18 protein-coding genes and 1 riboswitch are annotated in these 15,396 nt (G+C 54.0%); of the genes, 16 read left to right on the plus strand and 2 right to left on the minus strand.

Annotated features, from left to right (window positions below; all coding sequences use genetic code 11):
* Nucleotides 1–24 precede the first annotated feature (24 nt).
* The 15 genes from DNH61_RS13720 (at nt 25) to DNH61_RS13790 (ending at nt 10,188) form a co-directional block, all read left to right on the plus strand.
* On the plus strand, nt 25–576 hold the full coding sequence (locus DNH61_RS13720) for a Rieske (2Fe-2S) protein (RefSeq protein ID WP_111147211.1): 552 nt from the start codon (nt 25–27) through the stop codon (nt 574–576).
* Complete coding sequence (locus DNH61_RS13725; protein WP_111147212.1) at nt 566–754, plus strand: hypothetical protein; 189 nt, start codon at nt 566–568, stop codon at nt 752–754. Before DNH61_RS13720 ends, DNH61_RS13725 begins: the two co-directional genes overlap by 11 nt.
* A gap of 63 nt (nt 755–817) precedes the next feature.
* Nucleotides 818–1,141 carry a hypothetical protein gene (locus DNH61_RS13730; RefSeq protein ID WP_111147213.1) on the plus strand — a complete coding sequence of 108 codons (324 nt, stop codon included), beginning with the start codon at nt 818–820 and terminating at the stop codon, nt 1,139–1,141.
* Nucleotides 1,138–1,413, plus strand: coding sequence for a hypothetical protein (locus DNH61_RS13735; protein WP_111147214.1), 276 nt, complete (start codon nt 1,138–1,140; stop codon nt 1,411–1,413). The genes DNH61_RS13730 and DNH61_RS13735 overlap by 4 nt, the downstream gene beginning before the upstream one ends.
* 173 nt (nt 1,414–1,586) lie before the next feature.
* The gene (locus DNH61_RS13740; RefSeq protein WP_111147215.1) at nt 1,587–1,949 is read left to right on the plus strand and encodes a group I truncated hemoglobin; all 363 of its coding nucleotides are present in this window, start codon (nt 1,587–1,589) and stop codon (nt 1,947–1,949) included.
* A gap of 166 nt (nt 1,950–2,115) precedes the next feature.
* Nucleotides 2,116–2,826, plus strand: coding sequence for an iron-sulfur cluster repair di-iron protein (ric, locus tag DNH61_RS13745; protein WP_111147216.1), 711 nt, complete (start codon nt 2,116–2,118; stop codon nt 2,824–2,826).
* Nucleotides 2,827–3,020: 194 nt separating this feature from the next.
* Nucleotides 3,021–3,554 carry a hypothetical protein gene (locus DNH61_RS13750; RefSeq protein ID WP_146241015.1) on the plus strand — a complete coding sequence of 178 codons (534 nt, stop codon included), beginning with the start codon at nt 3,021–3,023 and terminating at the stop codon, nt 3,552–3,554.
* A gap of 79 nt (nt 3,555–3,633) precedes the next feature.
* Nucleotides 3,634–3,990, plus strand: a complete 357-nt coding sequence (locus DNH61_RS13755) for a nucleotide excision repair endonuclease (protein ID WP_111147218.1) — start codon at nt 3,634–3,636, stop codon at nt 3,988–3,990.
* 201 nt (nt 3,991–4,191) lie between these two features.
* On the plus strand, nt 4,192–4,521 hold the full coding sequence (locus DNH61_RS13760; protein WP_111147219.1) for a hypothetical protein: 330 nt from the start codon (nt 4,192–4,194) through the stop codon (nt 4,519–4,521).
* A 4-nt stretch (nt 4,522–4,525) separates the two neighbouring features.
* On the plus strand, nt 4,526–5,083 hold the full coding sequence (locus DNH61_RS13765) for a DUF2249 domain-containing protein (RefSeq protein ID WP_111147220.1): 558 nt from the start codon (nt 4,526–4,528) through the stop codon (nt 5,081–5,083).
* Nucleotides 5,084–5,102: 19 nt separating this feature from the next.
* A complete protein-coding gene (locus DNH61_RS13770; protein WP_111147221.1) occupies nt 5,103–6,332 on the plus strand; it encodes a hypothetical protein in 1,230 nt (409 codons plus the stop codon).
* A 51-nt stretch (nt 6,333–6,383) separates the two neighbouring features.
* Nucleotides 6,384–6,704, plus strand: a complete 321-nt coding sequence (locus tag DNH61_RS13775; RefSeq protein ID WP_181438706.1) for a metal-sulfur cluster assembly factor — start codon at nt 6,384–6,386, stop codon at nt 6,702–6,704.
* Between the two features lie 74 nt (nt 6,705–6,778).
* Entirely contained in the window at nt 6,779–7,741 is a 963-nt protein-coding gene (locus DNH61_RS13780; protein WP_111147222.1) for a multicopper oxidase domain-containing protein, read from the plus strand.
* Between the two features lie 21 nt (nt 7,742–7,762).
* Nucleotides 7,763–8,206 carry a prenylated flavin chaperone LpdD gene (gene lpdD, locus DNH61_RS13785; RefSeq protein WP_181438707.1) on the plus strand — a complete coding sequence of 148 codons (444 nt, stop codon included), beginning with the start codon at nt 7,763–7,765 and terminating at the stop codon, nt 8,204–8,206.
* Nucleotides 8,207–8,358: 152 nt separating this feature from the next.
* Nucleotides 8,359–8,557: riboswitch (cyclic di-AMP (ydaO/yuaA leader) on the plus strand.
* Nucleotides 8,558–8,820: 263 nt separating this feature from the next.
* Nucleotides 8,821–10,188, plus strand: coding sequence for a TrkH family potassium uptake protein (locus DNH61_RS13790; RefSeq protein ID WP_111147223.1), 1,368 nt, complete (start codon nt 8,821–8,823; stop codon nt 10,186–10,188).
* A gap of 386 nt (nt 10,189–10,574) precedes the next feature.
* Here DNH61_RS13790 and DNH61_RS13795 read toward each other — a convergent pair whose 3' ends face one another.
* Entirely contained in the window at nt 10,575–12,209 is a 1,635-nt protein-coding gene (locus DNH61_RS13795) for a LysM peptidoglycan-binding domain-containing protein (protein WP_111147224.1), read from the minus strand.
* Nucleotides 12,210–12,490: 281 nt separating this feature from the next.
* Here DNH61_RS13795 and DNH61_RS13800 point away from each other — a divergent pair, with 281 nt between their 5' ends.
* Entirely contained in the window at nt 12,491–13,807 is a 1,317-nt protein-coding gene (locus DNH61_RS13800; protein ID WP_111147225.1) for a cell wall-binding repeat-containing protein, read from the plus strand.
* A 91-nt stretch (nt 13,808–13,898) separates the two neighbouring features.
* Here DNH61_RS13800 and DNH61_RS13805 read toward each other — a convergent pair whose 3' ends face one another.
* On the minus strand, nt 13,899–14,924 hold the full coding sequence (locus DNH61_RS13805; RefSeq protein WP_111147226.1) for a LacI family DNA-binding transcriptional regulator: 1,026 nt from the start codon (nt 14,922–14,924) through the stop codon (nt 13,899–13,901).
* Nucleotides 14,925–15,396 lie beyond the last annotated feature (472 nt).

Raw genomic sequence — 15,396 nt, forward strand, 5'->3', positions numbered from 1 at the left:
CACGAGCGAAGAGGAGGATGCCTTATGGAGCGGAAACCGCAGGAACGGGAGTCTAAGAAGGAAAGCGGCAGTGTACCGTTTCCCGAAGATAATTACACGCACAATATACGCAAGGCCGGAGAGCGCAAGCTGGACCGGAGAGGCTTCATGAAGATGATGGTAGGAGCCGCTGGCATATTCGCGGTCTCCACGCTGCCCTGGGGCGGACTTGCCGCCAAGGAGCTGGCAGGGATCGGCAAACGGAGATATGAGCCGGCGAAGATTGCGGATCTGAATCAGATCGGAGTAGGCGAGGCAGTCGAGTTCGCCTATCCGGGCAAGCATGATTCGGCGCTGCTGGTGCGGCTTAGCGATAATGATTTTCGCGCATACCAGAATGCCTGTACCCACCTGAAATGTCCGGTGTTCTGGAGCAAGGAGCAGGGTGAGCTTGTCTGCCCGTGCCATCACGGCTTCTTCGATGTCAAGACCGGCAAGCCGACAGGCGGGCCGCCGCAGCGCCCGCTGCCGGAGATCGAGCTGAAGACGGAGCAGGGCGCGGTGTTTGCGACAGGAGTGAAGCGTTATGAAACGTAGCTGGAGAGGCGTAATCTACCTGGCGCTTGTTCTGTTCCTGTCCATTATCGTTACACAGCAGACGGTGAATGCCTACTTTTACGAGCGATATCAGCTGGTGCTGGTCTTATGTGTTATTAATATATTGATCTTCCCGCTGGCCTTATTGATCTACCGCAAGGAGCGCGATAACGATTGACCGGATTCGCATAGTTTTCTTGAGAGCAGCCGGGGCAGAAGCTAGATCAGGGAGGGGGATATCATGCCAAGCGAATACACACTGAATATGTGCTTTATCCGGCCGGCCGGGGATGCCGCAGGCTTTCACCATGAGATCGAGCAGGAGATGACCCGCTTGTTCCACAAGGGTGTCCGGTGGAGTGCGGAGCGGAAGCTGCAGGATGAGCTGGATATTGCCGTTGTTGAAGTCAATGGCTTGACTCACCTGAATACAGAAGAAGAAGTGCTCGGTTCGCTGGAAGACCGCATGGACTCGGATTGCTGGGAGTGGCTGGGCGGCTTTGAGCTGCATGTCATTCCGAAGATCGACGCTGGAGCGTGCCGGCTGAAGGTGAGACGGACATGAACTGGACCGAAGAGATGCAGGGCTGGGCTGGCCGTTTCATTGAAATCCGGATCGAGGATCAGGCGGGGGATGATCCGATCGCTCAGCCCCGGATTGAGATGCTAGCTAAGCTTCGGATGTCAGATGACGGTGATGTGCTGGAATGGTATTTCAACGACAGGCAGTTCCTTGCTGTCCCGGTTTATAACGATGGCAGGACAGTTCGCGAGGGCAAGCTGTTTCGTTCGGCAGATGAGGGCAACAAGTTAGTCTACCGTATAGCACTGATATAAGTAGATATAAGTGAAAGCGAGCCTGTCCCCCTCAAGGATGGGCTCTTTGGGGTTTGGATATGGGAGGATAAGCTGTTATTCTATAGGAGACAAGCTGCCGCCGGGGAAAGGTGCCAGTATGTGATAAGCGGTACAGCAGCATATAATTTCACGAATAACAAGGAGATGATTAGATGACAGAGCAGACGCTGTTTACGAAGCTTGGCGGACAGGAGACGATTGACAAGGTAGTGGACAGCTTTTACGACAAGGTGCTGGCTGACCCGCTGGTTAATCCGTTCTTCGTACATACGGATATGGCCAAGCAGCGCCGGCATCAGGCGGCTTTCATCGGATTTGCCCTGGGAAGCGGAGCAGCTTATACAGGCAAATCCATGGCGAAGGCGCATGAGGGGATGAACCTGCAGCCGGAGCACTTTCATGCAATTGCTGCCCATCTGAAGACTACCTTGGAGGAGTTCGGTGTCGCAGAAGAGGATGTCAGTCAAGTACTGGTGCAGGTATCAACACTTAGAGACGATATCCTGTATAAGTAGCCGTAAGTATGCTGCTGGGCTGGCTTACGTTCACATGCCTGCCTTATTGACCATGGAAGCTGCCCGGACAGCTGTGACGAATAGATGACAAGCGGGCAGAAATGTGCGCTGACTCACACATTTGGCTGCCTCGTGGCCGTACCATTAGGCCATGGAGGTGATTTTAATGACAGTGGTGTTTACGGGGGATGAATCAATAGGCGCAATCGTGGGCGAATTCCATGGGGCAAGCAACCTGCTCAAGGAGCACCGGATTGACTTCTGCTGCGGAGGTGACCGGACTCTAAACACGGTACTGAAACAGAAGGGGATCGAAACGGATAGCTTTGTGAAGAAGCTGAACGCCATGGCAGCCCTTGCGGTCGAAGCTCCTGCTGGAACAGACTGGCGAACGGCACCGTTAACCGAGCTGGTCGGGCATATTATCAGGAAGCATCATGATTACCTGCGTGCGGAGCTGCCGGTACTTGGAGAGTTTGTTGCCAAGGTTGCGCGCGTGCATGGGGCCAATCATCCGGAGCTCATCAGGCTGCATCATTACTATCAGGAGCTGCGGACCGATCTGGAAGAGCATCTGGCGGCCGAGGAGAGGGAAACCTTCCCGCTGATAGCTGAGTACGAAAGTGTTCAAACCAGGGAAGCACTTGCGCAGGCGCTGGCGACGATCAACCGCTTGGAGGATGAGCACAGCCGGGCTGGTGAGCTGCTTGGCGACATGCGGCTTGTGACTCACGATTATATGCTTCCTCCGGATGCCTGCAGAACCTACACGCTTGCCTTCCGCAAGCTTGAGGATCTGGAAGCGGATATGTTTGAACATATCCACCTGGAGAATAATATTCTGTTTACCCGTTTGGCAGCGATGGCTGCACGTTAAGACCGGGGGAGACGGCCACTGCCGTCTGATTGGACCGCCATGCGCTGTGTTTCCTGGACAGTTCACAGCCGCATCATTACTCTCTTTCCGCGCCATGGGCGCGGTTTTTTTTTGCCGCTTTCCAGCATTCCTGAATAAGTTTGCGGCTTTAGCAAAGAATACGCAAAAAAAAAGGAATGGGGCTGCTGTCATTGGTGAATAAACTGATTTTATGGGCTCTGCTCATCGTGCCATGGTTTACCTTGTTTTTTATGAAGAAGGAGAGTATTAAGCGTTATATGCCTGTTGGCATATTCACGGCATTAATTACGACGATTACATTCGAAATCGCCTACCATTATGAATGGTGGATCGCCAAAGACAAGATTGTACCATGGGGACATATTACCAATCCCGCGTTTCCCTATGGCGCTTTTCTGGTCCTGACGCTGTGGATTTTTTATTTTACATACCGCAATTTCTGGCTGTACATGTTCGCGAATATTGTACTGAACGCAGGTCAATGGTACTTCGTCCAACGAATATTCGAGCAGCGGAACATGGTTGAGCTCGTTAACATTTCACGGTTTCAATTACTGCTGCTTGGCACGGTACAGGCGCTGGTTATCTATGCTTATCAGAGATGGCAGGAGGGTGTCTTTCAAGTGCCGGAGAAGCCGAAAGGGGATGGGAAGCATGAATTTACTGCAGAACCCAGACGTTTCCGGGGGAAGGAGGGGGCCAGATAAAGCAGGGCAAAATGTAAGAGACGCCTGCGGCCAGTTGTGGTACGATGGACTTCTATAAGGATAGAGGAAGTGATGCAGCGTGATAAATATTACGATACCCGAGCTGGATGTCACCATTCATAAGCAGGAGGCGCCCGAGCTGAGCCACATTTACGGATTTACCGATTTTCACCTGATTACCAGGGAAAAGGGCGGCATCTTCATGTTCTACAACGGGAAGGACGAGCTCCTGTTTGTCGGCAAGGCCCGCAAGCTGCGGCAGCGGATTAAGAAGCATTTTGAAGATACGGTCTCGCCAATGAAGAACCACCGCGATGAAGTAGTGAAGATCGAGGTCGCCATCGTTGACGACCCCGTTGACCGGGAAATCTACGAAACCTATATTGCGAACAAGCTCGGAGCGAAATACAACACTGAGAAAATAGCCGGCAAGTAAACAGGCTGACCGGCAAGTAAGGCGATATGCCATCCCTTAGCAAGGGGTAGCGTATTGCCTTTTTGTTTTGCCTCCTGCCAGTGCCTGCCTTGCCATGGAACCTGAAGGATATGTGACCGCGCTCACATAACAGAGATGTGTTTCCTTTTACAATAGCATTATCAGTTGAAAATCATTCTCACAACAAGGCAGGGGACGCTTATGGCACAAGTAACGGTGGTTGACGATAGAACGATCCGGATTAAAGTAGGGCTTGAGGACGCCGTCGCGATGGTCGGCGAAGCTGCCCGCAGCCCTAAGGACTATGCACGTGACATTATAACGATCTACGAGAAAATGCCCGAGTTCGAATATACGTATTTCTGCTTCTACGCTTACGGTTCAGCCGCGCTCTTCGAATGGCTGCTGGAGGTCGATCCGAAGGTCTATACGTCTTTCAGTCTCGATGCACCGGACAGCTTCTTCTATGCTTTGTACGGCGGCATGGCAGGCCTCTATGAAGAGGCAGCCAAGCAGATCAAGGGGGACTAAGGCTATGGGACAACAACCACAGGTCATTGAACTGGATGTACGCCCGCATTTGCGCAAGAAGCTCGAACCGTTTCAGATCATTATGGATACGGTCAAATCCTTGGATAAATCAGATACATTTGTCCTGCATGCCACATTTAAGCCGACACCGCTGCTCGTGCTGCTGAAGGGCAAGGGTTACCGGAACAAGGTGGAGCAGGTCGATAAGGAGCACTGGGTCGTAACGTTCATACACAAGAGCCGCAAGGATGGATTTCCCAATGAGGAGGGAGCATCCGAGCCGGGGACAGAAGAAAAGACGGAGCAGCTTCATGATGGGGCGGACACAGATAGCGGGGAACCGCAGGTGTTCAAGCTCGATAACCGGGGGCTTCAGCCGCCGCAGCCGATGGTCCGCACGCTGGCCAAGCTGCAGCAGGCAAAGCCGGGCGATACCGTCGTCATCCACAATGACCGTGTGCCGATGTTCCTGATTGAGGAGCTCCAGGCGCTTGGCTTCTCCTATGAGGTGGAAGAGCAGGAGGACGGTACGGCTGTCGTAGCCATTCTTAAGACGCAATAATACAACGGAGGTGGCCGGCATGTTCCGATTGCCATTCGCATTCATCCTAACAGGCATGATCAGCTTCGTGCTGTTCCACCTGCTGACGTTTGCTGATTTTGCCGGCTGGGCGGCAGCGGAGCCGCGCAGCCCGGATGGCTGGTTTCAAGCGCATCTGATTGTACTGGGCTGGGCTACAATGATCGCGATGGGGGCGGTATACCAGCTGATTAACGTTATCCTGCAGACTAAGCTGTACAGTATCCGGCTTGGTTATGTGCACTATGTACTCTTCACCGCGGGAGCAACGGGCCTGCTTGCAGGCTTCAAGCTGCTGGACACCCAGTGGATCGCCGCCTTTGCAACGCTGGCATTCGCTGGGATCATGCTGTTCGTCTTCAATTTAGCGGCAACGCTGTGGAAGGCCGGGCAGTGGAATGCCATCACGGTCAGCACCGCTTGTGCCGCCGCTTATCTGGCGCTTACGGCACTCAGCGGGATGCTGATGGGCCTGAATTTCCGGTTCAACTTTCTTGGCGGTATGCATGAGGCGCTGTTTGGCACCCATATCTGGCTGGGTACGGTTGGCTGGTTTGGCATGCTGATCACGGGCTTTAGCTATAAGCTGCTGCCGATGTTCTATCTGGCGCATGATTACCCTCAGAAGCTGCAGGCCTGGATCGTGCTGACATGGAATGCAGCCGTGCTTGCAGGTGCTGCCGGCTTCCTCGGGGGCTGGTTGCCCGTCAAGGTATTGGCAGCCGGTCTGCTGGCCGCAGCGCTGGTGCTGTATAACGTGCATATCTCCCAGATTGCACAGAAGCGGTTCAAACGTGATCCCGGGGCGGGTATTGCCTGGGCGGTATGGGCTTCCCGCATGCTGATGCTGGCATGCGCGGCAGCTGCAGGGTTAATGGCGGCATTCCCGGAGCTGATGGGCCGGCCAACCCTCGTTGTATTTGCCCTGTGGCTGTATCTGTACGGCTGGGTAGGGATCACGATCATGGGCTATCTGTCCAAGATCGTTCCATTCTTATGGTGGACGCATAAATATGGCCCGCTCGCCGGCAAGCAGCAGGTTCCTACTATGGGGCAGCTGCTGGCAGAGAAGCCCGTACACACAGGACTTGCGGCCGTCATTCTCTGCATGGCCGTTCTCCTGTTGGGAATCGGTACAGGTACAGAGAGCGTTACGATGATCGGCGGCAGCGTCCTGTCCCTGGCTGCTGCAGGTTATATGGCGATGGTGGCGCAGGTGTTTACACGCTGAGGAAACGCAAAGAATAAAGCACTTACTTAATACATTTAGGAGGATGCTCACATGTATACGGAAGAGCAGCAGCAGCTGACCGGGCAGGTCATGTCCTGTCTGGAGCATGTCTACGACCCCGAGCTGGGCGTCAATATTGTCGACCTCGGCCTGGTATACGGCGTACAGGTCCAGGATGAGGGCAGAGTTAAGGTACAGATGACATTGACGACTCCGGGATGTCCCATGCACGATATGATGACCCGCAGTGTGGAGCGGGCGGCAGAGGAGCTGCCCGGCGTAAGCAGCGTAATGGTTGAGGTTGTGTGGGAGCCGGCCTGGTCGCCGCAAATGATGTCTGATAAAGCGAAAGCGCAGCTTGGTATGGCATAGATTAGCACGCTAAGGCATGGTATCTGTGATAGGGAAGGCAGACGGCTGCAGGAGAGCAGAAGGGAGAATGGGGCATGGGTCAATTTACGTTCAGGCGCCTGGCATCTGTGTTGATGGTAATAGCCTGCGCAGCTGCCTTGTATGCGGGAAGCAGGCCGGAGGAAGTGGTTGCCGACCCGAAGCCAGGCGGTCAGGAGGAGCAGGAGGCGCTGAGCCAGCCGCCGGTTGAGCCGGAAATCCGCCGCGAGGGCAATCAGGTCTATATAACGATGACAGCGCAGGTTACGAACGTGGAAATATCCGAGGGGGTTATCTATAACGCCTGGACCTTTAACGGCACTGTGCCCGGCCCGGTACTGCGGGTGAAGGAAGGGGATATGATACACTTTACCCTGCGCAATCTGGACCCGGTTATGCCGCATTCAATGGATTTCCATGCTGTGCATGCGTCACCGTCCAGCAAATTCATAGATGTCCATCCGGGGGAGGACGGCACATTCGTCTATCCGGCGAACAGTCCGGGAGTCTTCATGTACCACTGCGGAACGCAGCCTGTTCTGCTGCACATTGCCAACGGCATGTACGGGACCATCATTGTAGAGCCGGCGGACGGCTATCCGACCGACGCCGAGGTGGATCGTGAATATACAATTGTACAGAGTGAATTCTACGAAGAAAATGACTACCAGAAGTTCCTTGATGATGAGCCGGCATACGTGGTGTTTAACGGCGATGATTTTACGCTTAAGGAGCAGCCGTTTACCGCACGGGTCGGAGATAAGGTAAGATTCTATGTGAATAATATGGGGCCGAACGAGGTCAGCTCGTTCCATATAGTCGGCACGATTATGGAGGATGTCTATCTGGATGGAAATCCGAGGAATCGCCTGTACGGTATGCAGACGGTGATGCTGCCGGCGAGCGGCGGGGCTGTAGTAGAGGTTACCGTAACCGAGCCGGGCGATTATCCGATTGTTACGCATCAGTTCAATCACGCCGCTAAGGGAGCCATGGCTGTGCTGCGTGTAACAGAGTAAGGCGCAGGGGAGGAAGACGGAATGAGGGAACATCCTGGAGGAGCTGGCGGGACCTTGGGAGAAGGGGAATCGGCTTGGAACCAACCACAGGACCATCCAAGCCCCTGCCGGGTGGACATCCTTCAGCTTCCTATGGGCCGGGACATTGTGTTCATGGTAAGCGGCGGGGAAGCGCATATCGGGGCATCAGCAACGGCAAGCTTATCTGCTGAAGGTGTTATGGTGGAGGTTTCTGTTGTGCCCGGTCACAGGGAAGGGGAGCTTGCAGGAGAACTGGCGGAACTGGCGGCCCGCAGGCTGGGCTGCACGGTAACGGTTATAGCTGGTATCCATGTTGACCGCCCAAGCCGGGAAGATATCGAGGCGATTGTCCAGGAAGCCAGAGCACGGATGCGAGAACAGCTCGATGAGATGGCCGGCCTGGGTGCTAAAACTTTGAAAATGGCACCGACAGCAAGAAAATAAAAGCTGCACGAAGCAGGTGCATTATTGCCGCTGAGATTCCGCCTTTTTTCAACGGGAAAGGGCGGTTTTAGCTGTTTTCATCCGCTTTACAGGAATGACGCAGAGGCGTAATATACGAAAGGTAGACCCGATTGGAAGATGAATACAGTAACACGTTCAAATCGCTTAATTTTTCGCCAAGGCGGAAAAGCGGGGGAACCAACACACGAGATCCGGGCAGGATTGCATCTGCCGTGCTCTGGGTCCGTGAGGGGTGAATCCGGTGTGCAGGAGCATGTTCTGCACACTGGTAGGGCGACTCTCAACGCCCGAATCCGTCAGCTAACCTCGTCAGCGTTCAAGAGGCGGCCGAACTGCCGCTGCCAAGCTTGCTGCCCGGTATACCGCAAAGCAGCTTATGAGAGGAAGGTGAATGCTTGTGTATCGTTTTGCGACGACCGCAGGGAGATCCTCTGCGGCTTTTTTGCCGTTAAGCGAACCGCTAATGCAGAGGGCGTGACAGGTGGAGGCAGCTGCTTTCAAGCAGCTGAGAATAGGGTAGAGAGATGAAGTACAGAGCAGAATAGAGAGATTACGGTTATTAACCGAAACAGATTACGGAATAGGAGTCATGTATGTCAAGCGATACCATTATAGAGAAGCAGAAGAAGCAACGGAAGCTGCTGCTGACTGCCCCCCAGATCATACTGTTCGGCTTTGCCTTTTTTATTGTACTCGGAGCTGTTTTGCTGGATCTGCCGATAGCATCGGCCAGCGGGGAGAGCGTCGGGTTTCTGGATGCCTTGTTCACCTCTACCTCGGCTGTGTGCGTAACCGGTCTTGTTGTATTTGACACTGCGGGCACCTTTAGTCTGTTCGGAGAGCTTGTCATCATGATATTGATTCAGATTGGCGGGCTTGGCTTCATGACATTCGGTGTCCTGTTTGCGGTACTGATCGGGAAGCGTATCGGCCTGAAGGAGCGGCTGCTGCTTCAGCAGTCCACTGGAGCCATATCCTTTCAGGGCGTTGTCAGACTTTCCCTCGGCATCTTCCTTACCGCCTTAATAATTGAAGTGATAGGCGCTGCCCTGCTTGCGGTCCGCTGGAGCCAGGATATGGACTGGATGCGAGCGATTTATTTTGGCGTATTTCACTCCATTTCCTCCTTTAATAATGCGGGCTTCGGCTTGTGGAGCGACAGTCTGATGCGTTATGTGGGCGACCCGCTCGTAAACATTGTCATCGTAGGACTATTTGTAGTTGGCGGTATCGGCTTTACCGTTATTCTGGATATCTATAATAAGCGAAAATGGCGGAACCTGACGCTCCATACCCGGATAGTACTCATCATGTCGCTGATCCTGTCCGCTGCCGGCTTCCTGTTCATCTATTGTGTCGAGCTGTTCAACCCGGCAACCTTCGGTGCGCTTTCCAGATCGGAGCAGCTGTGGGCGGGCTTCTTCCAGGGTCTAGTACCGAGAACGGCGGGCTTTAACACCCTGGATATCGCTGCAATGATGACCGCTTCACAGTTCTTTATGATCCTGCTCATGTTCATCGGCGCGTCCTCCGGTTCAACAGGCGGCGGAATCAAGACGAACACATTTGCGGTCCTGATGCTGACTGTATGGATGATTATAAGGGGTAAAGAGGATCTTCATCTGCTGAAGAGGAGAATAGCTCACGAAATCATTCTCCGGGCGCTCGCGGTCATCATCATTTCGATGGCGGTTGTGCTGACGTCGACCCTGCTGCTGTCGATTACGGAGCATACCCTGCAGAAGGACTTCCTGGAGCTGCTCTTCGAAGCGACTTCGGCATTCGCGACGGTCGGCATGTCCATGGGCCTGACCCCTGAGCTGTCGCCTGCCGGCAAGGTCATTATTATCGCAACCATGTTTATCGGACGTCTGGGCCCGTTAACACTTGCCTTTGCCCTGACACGCAATACGAAGGCGGTTAAGTACCGCTACCCGGAAGAGAAGGTGCTGATTGGCTAATCGTCTGCTGATACATTAGAATCTGCAGCCTGCTCCTATTCTCCTCACCCGTCCCTATTAACACGCCTGTGCCTCCGTTGCAGTCCCAAAGAAGGATAGGCTAATCGGCTGGAGAATATAATACCATACGCGGATTATGACAACAGGAGGGATTGAAGGTGGGCGTGCCAGGAGGCGTGTGGGTAGGAGCTGTCATTATTTTGGTAATTCTCACATGGATGACCCTGTGGGTTACGAAGAAGGCCTATTCCAAGAGATGGGATGAGCCGGAAGAATAGGAATATGCCGTGCAAGCGTGCGCGGATAATAGAAGAAGCACGAGAGGCAAGAGCTGCCTTTCGTGCTTCTTCTCGTTTGAGGGGGCAATCCGGTATATGCCAGCCAATTTAGCTTATGCTGCGCCCCGCGGCAATCGCGACCTGCTTCTGCATGGACTCCTGAATCCTGCCGTCGCTGTGGCGCTGGCTGTTAAGAAAGTGGATGCAGAAGTGGCCGTTATAGTTGTTATTAGCGATCGTATCATCTCCATGGGGAAATGAGTGCATAGCCGCGGCGAGACGCCTCCCATCGACCTCGACCAGGATGGCCCGCGGGGTCCACGAGTAGCTTCCTCCCCATATCTCTTTCATGATCTGTGCATCCCGGGCGGTCAGCGGCTCGCTGTCTGCATGGTTGCCGCCCATTGTATGCTTCACGCGAAAGGTCCGGCCAGTCTGAAAATCGGTTATGGTGGCCGTCTTCCCGGTTGAGAATACATACCTGGCTTCCGTCCACCAGTCCAGAACCTCACCGTGCCTTGAGGAGACGGCCTGCTTGATTGGAACGTGGTAGACAGCTACACGAACCGACTGCCCGATGCGCAGCACGGTATTGTCTGTCATGCCATTGAGCTTAAGCAGATCCAGATAAGGCATACCATACTGCTGGCTGATGCTCCAGAGGTTATCACCGGAGCGAACCGTGTGGCTGCGGTAGGTCGCGGTTGCGCCAGCTGATGCCGGGGGTGTCTGCGGAGCTGCAAGGGCTTGTTCCGGCGCAGCGGTCATGGTCTTGGGCGCAGCAGGTATGACTAACCGCCCGCCGGGAGAAATTTTATCGCTGGCTAACCGGTTTGCCGCGGCTAGTGCATGAACGGATACACCGTAATTTCGTGCAATAATCCACAGGGATTCCCCGCTGGATACGGTGTGGAAGGCACGCGGAATAACGAGCTGCTGGCCTTGCTGAATCAGGTCGCCCGGCAGATTATTAGCCTTACGCAGGGCATCAATGCTTGTATTGTACAGCTGAGATATTCTCCACAGCGACTCGCCTGCGCCCACGATGTGAAACGGCGAAGATACAGATAACAGGGCCGATTTGGTCTGCAGGATTGCTCGCTTGGCATCCCCATCCCAGCTGACATCCAGGCCAAGTGCTTCGCCTACGAACCGAAGCGGGACCATAGCGGTTCCTTGATACAAAAAGGCCGATGGCGTGGCAATGGTCCGGCCATTCACGACAGCCGAAGGAGAGCCGATCTGAATGGTTATCGTGTCGGTATTTTGCCTGATGACGACTGTACGGGTTGCCGGGTCCCAGCTAACAGCAGCCTGCAGGGACTCCGAGATGATCCGGATGGGTACATATACCGTATCATTCAGCAGAACAGCCGGTGCTGCCAGCTGTCTGCCATCCAGAAATACGGTGGCAGCTGCGGCGGAAGCGGTATTAGATTGTAGAGCACCAGGCGGCAGGCTGCCGGCGGCCGTATGCTCCCCGCTGCCAAATAGGGAGACAGCCAGAATCGCTATGCCGCCGGCAATAAGCCGTATACGTGAGACGCTGTAGTTGGGATAGTGCCTGATCAGCAGCTGCCTGGCTTCCTCTACAACAGAATCAGTTGTGTCAGGATAAGAATGGCATCTATCCCCAGGTTCTTCCGCAAGCTCCATTTCATAGGCAGCCATAATGGTATCGAGGCAGTAAGAACCGTCTTCAAGCTGCAGAAGCCTCATTTGCCCCTCATTTACGATGTTCATCAGTGCCTCCCGGGTGACCGAAGTGGTCTGATTCTATATACTTTACAGCATTGCCGGAATGCGGAAGAATCATCCGGCGGGCATGAACAATACGGTTACGAGCGTACAGGCAGGTTTTATAGAGCATGGATTGTGACATAATTGATTGTATTAGCGCTGCCTGGTTGCACAAGATGAAGGGAACATAGTATGATAGTAACCACAATATACCCTACGGGGGTAGTGTTGAAATTGACAGGTGAATGATATAAGCATAGTTATATAAAAAGGAGCGGATACACATGAAGCAAAGGATCAAGCTGGCAGCCTCAGCAGCGGTTATAGCTGTATTCCTTGCAGGCTGCACCGGGAACGGAAATGCCGGCACAGGAGAGATTAATCAAGGCGCCGGAAATTCGGGGAATGCCGGACAGGCAGCGGCCAATTCAGGGGAGGCTGCTCCGTGGATTGCTTCGAAGAATACGACCCGCGTAAACACGGATGATCCTGCAGAGGCGGCGGTGCTTGTCTCCAGGATGCTGTGGATGGCGACAGACGACAGCAACCGGCCGGGCGGCATCATTGTTGTGAATCCGGCGGACTGGCAGACAGCGCTCGCAAGCGTGAATCTGGTCCATCATCCCTTTAACGGACCTGTCCTGTTCACGGACGGCGAGGGGAGTCTGCCGGACGTGACACAGAAGGAGATGGAGCGGCTGAAGCCTGCCGGAATCGCAGAGGGCGTACAGGTGCTGCTGGTAGGCCAGCTCAGCGAAGAGGTGAGCAGCCAGATAGAAGCGCTCGGTTACCGTGCCGACAGAATTGAAGGAGGCAGCCCTGCTGAAACAGGGAGACAGATCGATGCGTACTATGCCAAGCTTACGGGCAGTGTCCCGCAATCGGTTGTAGTAGGCTCGATGGAGCAGGCGACGTATACCCTTCCTGCAGCGAATTGGATTGCCCATATGCCGGAGCCGCTGCTGTACGTTACCAAGGATTCGGTTCCGCAAGAGACGGCTCAGGCGCTCCAGACAAGGGGCGGACAAGCCAATATCTATTTGCTTGGACCGGAAGCGGTAGTTTCCAGTGAGGTAGAGCAGAAGCTTCAGGAATACGGCCGGGTTGTCCGGATTGCGGGGGAGGATCCGCACCGCAACGCGATAGCTTTTGCCCGGTACGCCGACCCTGCAACCGGATTTGGGTGGGGAATCACCCAGCCTGGCGCTAATTTCTCTTTCCTGAGCGCTGGTTCAGACCCGGCTTTGGCGATTGCCGCCGCACCATTCTCTCATCTGGGCAAACATTCGCCGCTGCTGCTTGTTGATAAGAGCGCTGTGCCGGATGCCGTATCGGAATATTTGGCGGAGCTTCAGCCCAAGTTTGATAAGACGCCGACGGAAGGCCCTTATAACCACGGGTGGCTGACTGGTAGTGAAGCTCAGCTTACTGCGGGCGTACAGGGGCAGCTGGATACACGGCTTGAGATCGTCTCGAGCACGGGAGCCGGACACGAGAGCCACGGGGGCAGCGGGCATAACGGTACGGATGCAGATAAATCCCCTGATACAGCTGCTGAGGAAGAAGCACAGCCGGACAACAGTCACAGCGGTCACCATTAGTTACGGAATAAAAACAAAAGAAGCACCCCATACGGGCTCAGCCGGCGGCTGTCCTGTATGGGGTGCTTGCGTTAGAGCGAGCAACGCTTCCTTATTTGTGAATGGTGTGCAAAGAAGATTCCCGCGGGAAGAAGCGGTGCGGAATCAGGACCCGGTTCTGGTGAACCGTCTCGCCTTTCACAGCGCGCAAAAGGGTCTGGGATGCTGTATACCCGAGCTGATAGATGCCGATGTCAACCGAACTGATCGGAGGAGAGGTCAGCTCTGACATAGGGGTATTGTTGAATGCCGCGAGGCACAGGTCCTGAGGTACCTTGTAGCCAAGCTCAGTGAGTCCGCCCAGAACGCCGAAGGCGACCAGATCGTCCATCACCACAAGCGCAGTCGGACGCTCAGGCAGGTTCATGATATATGACATAGCCCGATAACCGCTCTCCTGGAGGAAATCGCCTTCTACGATCCACTCGGGGTTGACCGAAAGATTTTCCTGCTGCATAGCCAGTTTATAGCCTTCCAGACGGTCACGGGAGACAGTCAGGGTAGGAGGTCCGCTTACGAAGCCGACTCTTGTATGCCCCTGTGCGATCAGATGGCGGGTTACGTCAAATGCTGCCTGCACATTGTTATTGTCAACTGTCAGGATATCAGGATGCTCATCGTTGCGGCCGATCAGGACAAACGGGAACTTCTCTTCCTTCAGGAACGATATGACCGGATCTGCCTGGCGGGAATACAAGAGGATCACACCGTCTATACGGCGTCCCCGCACAAGTCTTGTGATCGCTTCCACTTCCTCGCGCTCCGTTGTGCCTGTAGCCATCAGCAGATCGTAGCTCGACCTCGCTGCCTGTGTTACGACACCCCGGATCATCTCCGAGAAGAAGAGATTGAGAAAGAGCTCCTCAGCGGGGCGCGGCAGCAGGATGCCGATCGTATTCGTCACTTTAGAGACGAGGCTCTTGGCCATTATATTCGGATGGTAATTCAACTCTTCCATGATGGATTTCACCTTCCGCACCGTAGCCGGGCTGATCTTCGGATGCCCGGATATGACGCGTGAGACGGTAGACGGGGAAACTCCCGCTTGCTTGGCTATATCAACGATAGTAACGCTCATAGTAGGAATCCCCTTTACATGCAAACGATTGAAGCTTCAACCAGCTGTCACGCCGCTTTCATTTTCCCTTTATGGTAATGCATAGAGAGGCATGATGTAAACAACGTTTATTTGGCTGTTTCCGCCAGAACAAAGCACCCGGCACAGGATACGAAACAAGACAAATGTGAAAATCAACGTAAGAAAGAGGGAAATTTAGCGCTTTCAAGAAAACTGCTGATGGACCCCTATTTATGCCGCCTAAAGGGCGGATTTTCCTTTTTTACAACAAATCAAGGAGGATATATGATAATAAAGCGTTTACAATAAAACGCGGATACATATCCAACATGTCATAAACTGCCCAAGTTCCAAGAGCTTGCAGTTCATGCATGTGTATTGTGCAAACGTTTGTACTACATTAAGCAGGAGATCGGCAGGTTGTCACAAACGCTTTGCGCCTAACAGAAAGGGGGCAGATTCTCACTAAATA

This window comes from Paenibacillus sambharensis (genome assembly GCF_003233845.1).
Lineage (GTDB): Bacteria > Bacillota > Bacilli > Paenibacillales > Paenibacillaceae > Paenibacillus_I > Paenibacillus_I sambharensis.

Coding starts and splice junctions, on each gene's coding strand:
- lpdD (WP_181438707.1), top strand. CDS start 7,763: ATGAGGGAACATCCTGGAGGAGCTGGCGGGACCTTGGGAGAAGGGGAA.
- DNH61_RS13735 (WP_111147214.1), top strand. CDS start 1,138: ATGAACTGGACCGAAGAGATGCAGGGCTGGGCTGGCCGTTTCATTGAA.
- DNH61_RS13765 (WP_111147220.1), top strand. CDS start 4,526: ATGGGACAACAACCACAGGTCATTGAACTGGATGTACGCCCGCATTTG.
- DNH61_RS13720 (WP_111147211.1), top strand. CDS start 25: ATGGAGCGGAAACCGCAGGAACGGGAGTCTAAGAAGGAAAGCGGCAGT.
- DNH61_RS13725 (WP_111147212.1), top strand. CDS start 566: ATGAAACGTAGCTGGAGAGGCGTAATCTACCTGGCGCTTGTTCTGTTC.
- DNH61_RS13780 (WP_111147222.1), top strand. CDS start 6,779: ATGGGTCAATTTACGTTCAGGCGCCTGGCATCTGTGTTGATGGTAATA.
- DNH61_RS13740 (WP_111147215.1), top strand. CDS start 1,587: ATGACAGAGCAGACGCTGTTTACGAAGCTTGGCGGACAGGAGACGATT.
- DNH61_RS13730 (WP_111147213.1), top strand. CDS start 818: ATGCCAAGCGAATACACACTGAATATGTGCTTTATCCGGCCGGCCGGG.
- DNH61_RS13770 (WP_111147221.1), top strand. CDS start 5,103: ATGTTCCGATTGCCATTCGCATTCATCCTAACAGGCATGATCAGCTTC.
- DNH61_RS13805 (WP_111147226.1), bottom strand. CDS start 14,924: ATGAGCGTTACTATCGTTGATATAGCCAAGCAAGCGGGAGTTTCCCCG.
- DNH61_RS13760 (WP_111147219.1), top strand. CDS start 4,192: ATGGCACAAGTAACGGTGGTTGACGATAGAACGATCCGGATTAAAGTA.
- DNH61_RS13775 (WP_181438706.1), top strand. CDS start 6,384: ATGTATACGGAAGAGCAGCAGCAGCTGACCGGGCAGGTCATGTCCTGT.
- ric (WP_111147216.1), top strand. CDS start 2,116: ATGACAGTGGTGTTTACGGGGGATGAATCAATAGGCGCAATCGTGGGC.
- DNH61_RS13795 (WP_111147224.1), bottom strand. CDS start 12,209: ATGAACATCGTAAATGAGGGGCAAATGAGGCTTCTGCAGCTTGAAGAC.
- DNH61_RS13790 (WP_111147223.1), top strand. CDS start 8,821: ATGTCAAGCGATACCATTATAGAGAAGCAGAAGAAGCAACGGAAGCTG.
- DNH61_RS13800 (WP_111147225.1), top strand. CDS start 12,491: ATGAAGCAAAGGATCAAGCTGGCAGCCTCAGCAGCGGTTATAGCTGTA.